The 9,765-nt window shown below is 71.0% G+C and carries 3 protein-coding genes; all 3 read right to left on the reverse strand.

The annotated features are described in order from the left end of the window. Positions 1-165: 165 nt before the first annotated feature. The 3 genes from ABZ497_RS35830 to ABZ497_RS35840 all read right to left on the reverse strand — a co-directional run bounded on the left by ABZ497_RS35830 (position 166) and on the right by ABZ497_RS35840 (position 9,697). Positions 166-2,718 carry a collagenase gene (locus ABZ497_RS35830; RefSeq protein WP_359812085.1) on the reverse strand — a complete coding sequence of 851 codons (2,553 nt, stop codon included), beginning with the start codon at positions 2,716-2,718 and terminating at the stop codon, positions 166-168. A gap of 242 nt (positions 2,719-2,960) precedes the next feature. Next, positions 2,961-3,275 carry a hypothetical protein gene (locus tag ABZ497_RS35835; protein ID WP_329485193.1) on the reverse strand — a complete coding sequence of 105 codons (315 nt, stop codon included), beginning with the start codon at positions 3,273-3,275 and terminating at the stop codon, positions 2,961-2,963. After that, positions 3,266-9,697, reverse strand: a complete 6,432-nt coding sequence (locus ABZ497_RS35840; RefSeq protein WP_359812089.1) for an RHS repeat-associated core domain-containing protein — start codon at positions 9,695-9,697, stop codon at positions 3,266-3,268. Before ABZ497_RS35840 ends, ABZ497_RS35835 begins: the two co-directional genes overlap by 10 nt. Positions 9,698-9,765 lie beyond the last annotated feature (68 nt).

Consider the following 9,765-nt stretch of genomic DNA (forward strand, 5'->3'; position numbering starts at 1 on the left):
CCGGGCGGCGCTCCCACCCGCGCACCCGGCAGCGACCCGGGCAGCGGCGACGGCCGTCACGCGCAGGCCCTACGATCTGGCTCAGCGGCTCCCGGACGGCGCCGACACGTCCCGATGAGGATTCGGTCGGACCCCGCCGGGAGCCGCTCGTGAACGGTCTCGGGGTCAGAACTGCGTGCTGACCGTGACGCCGCTGAAGTCGGTGACGGCGTACAGGCTGAGGTAGCGGTAGCCGGCGGTCGGGTTGGTGACGGTGAGGGACTGAGTGGTCCCGGCGCCGGTGGAGGAGACGGTGAAGGCGCTGGGCGAGGCCCAGGTGCCCGGGTTGTAGTACAGGTGCGCGGTCCCGGTGCCGCCGGAGGTGGTGACCTTGAGCGTGGAGGTGCCGGCCGGCAGGTAGACGTACAGGTAGTCGGTGTTGCCGGCGGTCGCGGCGCGGCCGGTGCGCGAGCAGTTCCGGCCCATCGCGTCGGCGCGCTGCTCGGTGCAGTTCGGCAGGGTGACCGGGGCGGCGGTCACGGTGACCGAGGCCGGGGTGGTGGCGGTCCTGCCGGTGTCGTCGGTCGCGGTCAGGGCGACGGTGTAGGTGCCGGCGGCCGCGTAGGTGTGGCTCGGGTTGCGCTCGTCCGAGGAGGTGCCGTCGCCGAAGGTCCAGTGCCAGGCGGTGATCCGACCCGGGCCGGTCTGGACGGACCGCTCGGTCGCGCTGACGGTGGCGCCGTTCACCGACGTGTCGAACAGCGCGGTCGGGCCCGCCGCGTAGCAGGCCCCGGCGGCGCAGGCGGTGAGCCAGGCGTCGAAGTCGGCGTCGTAGGAGGTGCCGAGGCCGTTGTAGACCGCGTAGCCGCCGGTGTAGTCACCGACCCGGAAGCGGGCCAGCATGGCCTGGACGTCGGCGGGGTGCTTCTCCAGCATGTAGCGGACGGCCAGGTAGCCCCAGGCGTAGACACGGGTCGAGTCCGAGTTGCCGTAGGTGTTCTGGAAGACCGTGCTGAGCTTGTAGGTGTGCTTGGCGGCCTGGGCCATCGCGTCGGTGTCGGTGGTGGCGCGGTAGCTGTAGGACATGTACTCGGCGAGGCCCTCGACCCACCAGATGTCCGGGACGGACGTCTGGGTGGCGAAGCTGCCCTTCATGTCGTAGATGCCGTCCAGGTAGTGGGTGTACTCGTGGTTGAGGTTCCACACCCGGGCGGGGTCGCCGTTGTTCCACGCCTTCTGGTACATGACGTTCGCGGCCCGGTTGTTCGGGTCGGTCGGGTCCATGACGGTCTGGCCGCCGTTGTCGGTCGAGTTGCCGAAGATCGCCCACGAGTAGGTGGTGTAGTCGGTCTTGTTGGCGAAGACCCCGAGGGTGACGGTCTTGTCGTACTGGTTCGGGATCGGACCGTTGTCCTTGACCACGTTGTGGAAGAACGCGTCCTCGTTGCGCAGGCTGGCGCAGACGGTGGCCAGCTCGGCTGCCGACAGCGCCTGGGTCTGGATGGTGCGGTTGTCGCAGACCAGTTGGTGCGGCAGGACCACCGCGGTGAGCTTGGCGGGCAGGTCGCAGATGCCGTAGTACGAGCACTGGCCGTTGTCGTAGACGGTGGCCTGGAAGGCCGTGTGGACGTACAGCGGCGCGTCGGCCGTGAGGAGCGGCGCGGCGTCCAGCACCCGCTTGACCAGCGGCTTGGCCACCGCCTCGACGGTGGCGCTCGTCCCGGCCATCCGGGCCAGGTCGTTGCCCGCGTTGGTGTCGAGGACGGCGTTGGGGCCGCTGAGCAGGTCCTTGTGGTTGACCGCGAAGTTCGCGAGGGAGGTGACGAGCCGCGGGTCGGCGCCGAGCGCGCTGACGAAGGCCGGGTTCGTGTTGCCCCGCCAGAGCGGGAACCGCAGCACGGAGTTGACCGCACCGACCATCTTCGGCAGGGCGTTGTAGGAGTTGTCGAAGTCGTCCAGCACCCGCTGGTAGACGCTCAGGTAGGCGCCCTGGATGTTGGCGCTGTCGGTGAGCGTCAGCACCTCCCTGAGCACCTCGCCGTTGTTCTCCGTGACGTCGTGCCAGCGGGCGCCGGCGAAGAAGGCGTCCAGGCCGGCCTTGACGCCGCTGGTGAGCGTGGCGTCGTACGGGCCGGTCGCGTCGGGGTAGTACGACTGGATGTAGTAGCCCACCCGCAGGAAGAGCACCAGTTGCAGGATGCCGGTCGAGTTGTCGCCGGTGTAGCCGGCCGCCAGGTCCTTGAACGCGGCGGCGACGGGCAGCATCCGGGCCTGCTTGAAGATGCCCGGGTCGGCGCTGCCGTTGCCGAACAGCGAGGAGACGCAGTCCGTGGTCGAGCTCTTGAGGAACGCGACCAGGTCGGCACCGGAGCGGGCGGCGAAGTCGGCCGGGGTGCAGCTCTGCTCGGCGGCGCCCGCGAGCGCGGCCGAACGGGAGCGCGCCGCCTCGGAATCGGGGCGGGCCGGGGCCGGCTCGCCCATGAGGGTCTCGCTGAGCAGCGCCGGGGATATCGGGACGGCGGGGGCGGCGAGGTCCTCGGACCGGGCTGTCGCCCCGCCGGGGCCCGAGGGGCCGGCCGGCCTCAAGGCGGCCGCGGCGGCCGGGGTGGCCGTCGCGATCCGGATCGGTCCGTCGGCGGCGGGTGCCGCGAAGGCCTGGGCCGGGAGCACGGCGGTGGCCGTGGCGCAGCAGGCGATGACGCCGGCCGCGAGGGTGGAGAGCCGTGTGCGCAGTTGCACGCTGAGTCCTTCTGCGAGTGGGGGCAGCCTGACGTGAGGTCGGGCTGAACGAAGGAAATCGACACGGATCCTGCCATCGAATGGGCATCAGAACAATGTCACAGGTCATATTGCGCGACAGATTCCAGCCATGCCCAGGTCACCGGCCTCGCCACCTCCGACGGGGTGGTCCGCTCGGGCCGTCGCGAAAGGCCGGTGCCCGGGTGCGCCGTAGCGCACCCGGGCACCGGCCTCGGGAGGGGTCAGTCCTGCGGCTTCGCCGCGTCCCGGAGTGCGAAGTACTCCGTGACGCCGGCGACGAAGCGGCACGCGCCGGTCTCCCGGTCCACGATCACCGGGAGGTTCCCGCCGACCCGCAGTCGCCCGCGCGCGTCGGGGACCGTCGGCAGGTAGCCGAAGACGTAGGCGCCCTCGACGGCGACCGTCTCGTCGATCCGCAGCCGGTACGCGCGCTCGTCCCAGCCGCGGACCCGCTCGCGGCAGTACGCGTCCGCCGCCAGCCGGGCCGACTCCTGGTCCATGCTCACCATCCGCTTCCTCTCCTGGCTCACCACCATGTGATCATCATTTCGAGATTCTCCCACTGCGAGGTCACGGCGTGCGTCTCGCTCTGGTAGTCGAGGAACTTGATCACACCGGCGTCGTTCACCACGTTGAAGTAGTGGCCGACGTCGACGCCGTCGGTCCAGCCGAACACGATGCCCCGGGTGCCGTAGCCGAGCACGGTCAGCTGGTGGCTGATGTCGTCGACCCCCTCGGTCATGTGGAACAGGGAGTCGTACTTGTACTCCAGTTCCTCCGGGGCGAGGATGCCGCTGTCCCAGGCCGTGGCACCGTCGTGGGTGCCCGCGAGACGGCTGTCGCCGGCCTGGGCGCAGGCGCCGCAGTTGTCGGTGTAGCCGCCGGGGTTCGCCCCCGCCAGGGTGTCCTCCGCCTTGCCGGGCTTCGGCCCCTTGGTACCGGTGCCGCCGCCACCGCTGTCGGGCGAGCCGCCGCCGCTGGGGCGCCCGGCGTCCTTGCCGGCCGCCGGCGTCTCGGAGGCCGGAGCGCCCGGGTCGTCGCCGCCCTTGCCGGTGCCGGACTTCGGGCTGCTCGGCTTCTCCGTCTTCGGCGTGGTCGGAGCCGGGTCCGCCTTGGTGGTGGTGGGCAGGTCGCCGGAGAGCAGCTTCTTGACCGCGCTAACGACGTCCTCTCCCTCGGACACCGCCGTCTTGATCGCCTTGACGGCCTTGACGCCGCCGCTGATCGCCTTGACCGCGCCGTAGCCGTCGATCGCGAACGAGCCGACCACACCGGTGACCTGGCCCGCGAAGTACGAGGTGGAGCTGGTGTCCACCTCGAACAGGTCCGCCAGCGGCGTGTCGTCCACGTACCCGGTGTGGCCGAGCCTGAACGGGGACTCGTTGGAGTACCCGAACATGTCGTTGAACACCTGGTTGTCGCCGTTGGCGATGTCGGCGAAGGAGTTCCAGCAGTCGGAGAGGGTGTTGACGCTCCACTGGTACGGGTCGCCGACGATCGAGTCGCCGACGCCGGTGAAGAAGCTCCCGACGTCGCCCCAGCTCCACCAGAGGCCGTTGGGGTCGCTGCCGGAGGTGGGGTTGCCGGCCGCGTACCCGTAGCCGCCCATCTGGTTGGGATCGCCCGACTCGAAGACCGGGTCGACGGTGAGGAACCGTCCGATCATCGGGTCGTAGACGCGCACCCCGAGCAGGTCCAGCCCGCTGGTGGCGTCCGTGGGCTTGCCGAGGTAGCCCCGGTTGTCGGCCCAGGCCGCGGGCGCGGCGCCGCGCGCGTTCCCGTACGGGTCGTACGCCCGCCGGACGACGGCCAGGCTCGCGCCGTCGACCTGGAGCTGGGCGGTGCCGTGCGGGGTGGTCGGCTGGTAGCTGACGGTACCGGCCGAGGAGCGGACGATCACCGTGCCGTCCGGGCTGTGGTAGTACCGCAGGCCGGTGACGGTCTTCTTGACGGTGTCGAGCCTGAGCTGCTCCGCGCCGCCGAACAGGTAGAGGAGGTTGGTCCCCGGGTTGCGCTGGATCAGCAGACTGCCGTCGGCGTCGTAGAGGTAGCCCGCCTCCGTGCCGTTGGTGGTGACCGCCTTGGTGCGGCCCTCCTCGTTGTACTCGAAGGCCTGGCTGGTGCCGGGCCCGGTCCGGGTCCTGGTGTTGCCGGCGCTGTCGTAGTCGGGCACGACGGTGGTGCTGCCGGACGGCCCGGTGGTGGTGACGGCACTGGCCGCGTTGGGCTTCTTCGCGGGAGTGACGCCGGCGCCCGGGTAGGTGATGGTCTGGGTGACGTCCTTGGTGGCCGCCCCCTTCACATCGTGGGCGACCTGCTGGGTCCGGTCACCGAGCTGGTTGAACTGCCAGTCCAGCCAGTACGGGGACGGCCCGCCGATGGTGCCCGGCGACGGTGCCGCCGTGGCGCACTTGGTGAGCTGCCCGGCCGTGACCGCGCCCAGCCCCTTGGTGTCCGTCCAGGCGGTGGTCAGCCGGTTCTGCGCGTCGTAGCCGAAGCACTGGGTGTCGGTGACCCGGTCGGTGCCGCCGCTGGACTGGACGTCGGAGACCGCGGTGACGCTGCCCGCCGCGTTGTACCCGTAGGTGGTCGCCGAGATCGGGTTGGCCGTGTTGCTCTGCAGCGTGACCCGGTTGGTGGCCAGCCGGCCGGTGGCCTGGTCCCAGGTCTGCGCGGTCCGCAGCTGCTTGCTCGGTGTCCCGAGGGTGGTCTGCAGGACCTGGCCCTGCGGGCTGTAGGCGACGGTGGCGATGTACGGCCGGCTGGGCGTGCCCATCGCGACCAGCTTGCCCTGGAGGTTGTAGCCGTAGCCGACCGTCTCCGCGGGAAGGCCCGCCTCGGTGCCGAAGGTGGTCGACGCCAGCAGGCTGACCGTCTCGGTGTAGGAGGCCGTCGTGCTGTAGCTCCCGGCGAGGTTGCCCTCGACCGCGGGGATCACCGTGGTGGTGCCGGTCGGCTGGCCGACCGCGTTGTAGCCGTTGACCTTCTTGACGTAGGCGCTGCCGCTCTTGCCGCCCACGTAGCGGGTGGACGAGACCGGCATGCCCTTGCCGAGCGAGTCGTACGTCCACTCGGCGAGCGCCTTCGCCGGGTCACCCGGCGTGTCACCGGTGTACTCCGCCGTCTTGCGGCCGAGTTCGTCGTAGCTGTACGACAGCACCTGGCCGCGGCCGTCCTTGACGGTCAGCACCCGGCCGAGCGGGTCGTAGGTGCTGCTGGAGCTGCCGCTGTCGGGGTCGGTCTGGGCCACCACCCGGCCCTGCACGTCGTAGGTGTAGGACCAGGTGTTGCCCACCGTGTCCTTGACCGTCTCGACCTGGCCGCGGGGGGTGTAGCCGAAGGTGGTGGTGATGTCCGCGGCCGCGGCACCCACCGGGCCGGCCGACCAGAGCTGGGTGTTGGCGCCGTCGTACATGACGGCCCGGCCGTCGCCCTGCACCTTGAGGTAGCCGCCGGTGTGCCCGCCGCTCGCGCTGGTCCAGAGCGTGGTCTTCCCGGTGGTGTCCAGCACCACGAGGCTGCCGTCGGCGAGCACGCTCGCGTACGCGCCGGGGTGGCCGGCGGTCCCGGAGGACCACAGGGACTTCCCGTCGACCAGCGCGGTCAGCACCAGGTTGCCGTCGGCCTGCATGGCCAGGCGGACGCTGCGGGAGACCACCGAGGTCCCGGAGGCGATCACGCTGCCGCCGGTGAGCTTGCGGTCCGGCGTGGTGTCGCGCACCACGGTCGAGCTCCGCCGGCCGAGCGCGTCGGTGTACGCCGTGGTCGCCTTGCCGCCGGGCGGCGGCGTGACGTCCACCCGGTCCACGCCCCGGTAGGTCGTGGCGGTCTGCCAGAGCGTGCTCGCGAAGGACACCTGCTGGACCGTGACCGGCCGGCCCTGGCCGTCGTACGACGTCCGGGTCACCGCCGGGCCGGTCTTGTTGGTCTCCGCCCACATCGAGGTGCCCGGCGCGTTGGCCGCGTCGTAGTAGCTCGCGATGGCGGAGACGGTCCACCCGTGGGAGTCGTAGAAGGTCGAGGAGACCAGCCGGCCCACCGAGTTGTCCGCGGTGGTCGTCTGGGTCTGCCGCGCCTGCAGCGTCCCGTCGTAGAAGGTGACCTCGGTGCTGTAGGTGCCGTCCTCGCGCAGCGTCCTGGAGGTGACGGTGGACGGGTCCGGGCTGTCCCCGGCGCCGTGGACCGCGTACGCGAAGGTCCGGTCGGGCGACTGGGTCGCCTTGTTCCGCCCCGGCATCCACACCTTCACCCGGCGCCCGAGGGCGTCGTAGGCCGAGTCGGTGACCCGGCCGTTGACGTCGGCCGCGTGGGTGATCGAGCCGCGGCCCGGCGAGACGGTGCTGGTCGCCTTCCACTTCAGCGGGTTCTCGGTCGACACCGCGGTCGGCAGGAGCCCGGTGGACGGCGTGTACGTGGTCGTGGTGGTCCGGCCGGCCGCGTCGGTGCTGTCGCTGACGCGCCCGTAGCGGTCGTACGCCATCGCGCCGAGCACCTGGAACTGCGGGTTGCCGGCCTTGTCGTAGCCGGTGACCGACTCGGTGGCGGTCACCAGGCCGAGCGAACCGGAGCGCTGGCCGAGCCGGCCCAGGGTGCCGGGGTTCGTGACCGTCCCGTCGCCGTCGTAGTAGACCCGCTTGTGGCTGAGCGTGGTGCCCTGCCCCGGCTTCGTGTCGCACGAGCCGGCGAGGCTGAGCGTCTCCTTCGGGTAGACCAGCATCATCGGGTTGGCCGACGGCGCGTCGGCGTAGGTCGTGACCGTACAGGTCCGCTGGGAGGGCACGGACAGGTCGCCCTGCTCGTCGGCCTTCCAGATCCGGCCGAGGTCGTCGAAGGTGGTGCCGCTCCGGGAGGTCCGCCAGGTGCGGTCGTCACTGAGCAGGCCGAGCGAACGGCTGCCGCTGGAGCGCACCCGGCGCGACGTCAGGTCGGGCAGCGTCGAGAGCTTGTCCGGCTTCGGGTCCTCCGAGGTCCACGCGGTGCGCCCGGCGGTCGCCACGACCACCGAGTCCGGCACGTCGGTCAGCGTCTTGGTGACGACGGTGCCGCCGGCCTTGGTGAAGCCCTGGCTCTCGAACGGGGTGCCGGCCAGCCAGGCGCTGTCGGTGATCTCCTCGCCGAGCGAGTTCGTCACCTTCGCGCTGCGCCGGGTGCCGTCCTTGCGGTAGTCGCCGTCCATGCCCTGGAGGTAGGAGACGGTGCTCTGGGTGGTCGGGTCCGGGGCGGCGCCCGTGGTGGTGGTGACGGTCCGGTAGCCGCGGAACTCGTTCCACGTCCGGTGCTTGTCGTCGGTCAGCTCGGAGTCGTCGCGGTGCCAGGCGGCACCGCCCGAGTAGGTGTAGTCGGTCACCTTGGCGGGCGAGCCGGCCTTGGTCCGGTCGCTGGAGGTGACCTTGGAGACCAGGGTCTTGTGGAACCAGTCCTCGATCGGGTCCTTCCCGCCCGGGGTGTTCCAGAACACCGGGTAGCAGGCCATGGTGTTGGAGTCGGCCGAGGCCGGCATGGTGTTCTTCTCGCGCGAGCACTCCGGCGCCCGGTAGGTGACCGCGACGGACTCGCCGGTCTCGGTCTGCACGCTGGAGATCCGCGGGTGGAACAGCGGCGGGGCGGCCGGGGTGAGGCCGTCGACCCGGTTGTCCGTCTCGATGCCGACGAACGTGACCGGGTCGAGGGAGATCGGGTCGTCGCCCCCGGCGGAGGTGTCCTTGCCCGTGTGGACGATCTCCGAGAGCCACATCACCGACTGCAGCGAGCCGCTGGACTTCGGGTCCTGGGTCTTGCCGGTGACCGGGTCGTAGGTGCCGCCGGCGTCCGAGAAGACCTGCTTCAGCTCGTAGCTGTCGACGTCCTGCCAGCCCGAGGAGGTCCGGACCTTGGTGTCGATGCCCTTCAGCCGGTACGTCTGCCAGAAGGTGGGACCGCTCTGCAGGCAGACGCCGTCGGTGTCGCCCTCCTCCCCGATCTTGGTCTTCCAGTCGGAGGGGCAGTTCAGGTCGTACGGGGTGTCCGGCCAGTTGGCGGCGGTGTCCGAGGAGAGGTTGCCGTCCTTGCAGACGCTGTCCGAGGTGGTGCAGCGCTGTGCCGTGCGGAAGACCACCTTGGCGGCCGGCTCACGGCCCGCCCGGGCGTCCGCCAGCTGGTAGCCGTAGGAGATCTGGGTGAGGTGGCCGCCCCGGGTGTACTGGGTGAGGGTGCCGCCCTTGTCGTCCTTGTCCTCGTCCGGGATCTGGCCGAAGCCCATGTTGTAGTAGTTCGACTCGGTCGACCAGTCGTAACGCTGCACGTTGCCGTGCGGGTCGACCACGAAGTCCAGGTTGAACCGGTAGCCGACCGGCTTGTCGCACTGCGAGTCGTCGCCCTTGTCCGAACTGTGGCAGGGATCGTCCGACTTGGGGTGGTAGACCGGGATGCCCCAGGCGCTGCCGGTGGCGTCGTCCGTGCTGCCGCCGGGAGCGTGGTTGAGGCCGAGGTAGTAGGCGGTGCCGTCGGTCGTGGTGACCTTGAAGTACTCGCCCTGCCAGAGGCCGTTGGTGGCTCCGGTCAGCCGCTCGATCCTGGTGCCGTCGTCGGTCTGGAGGTGGTACGTCCCGTCCGAGTCCCGCAGCAGCTGGCCGTTGTGGGTGCCGAGCGAGATCGTGGCGTTCCAGCCGGCCCAGCAGGAGTCGCCCGAGTCCTCGATCCCCTGGTCCTTGCAGGTCTTGTACGAGCGCTCGATGAAGCCGGGGCTGTAGGACCAGCCGTCACCGACCCAGGACGACTGCGAGTTGCGCGCGGAGGTCTCGCCGTCCACCGACTGCGAGTCGTAGGCGAGTCCGACGGTCGGCGCCGCGCCACCCAGCGACGGGGGCGCGGTGATCGGGTACCGGTACGTGAACGCGCCCGAGGCGGACGCGGACCAGGCACCCGAGGCGGACAGCGACGTCGCGCCGTAGTCGCCCTGGGACCCGCCGCTGCTCGCCACGGCGGCCACCGCGACCCCGCCGGACCGGGCGGCCGCCAGCGCCGCCGGGGCGGCGAAGGCGCTGCCCG

The sequence above is a fragment of the Kitasatospora sp. NPDC005751 genome (assembly GCF_040630835.1).
Taxonomy (GTDB): domain Bacteria; phylum Actinomycetota; class Actinomycetes; order Streptomycetales; family Streptomycetaceae; genus Kitasatospora.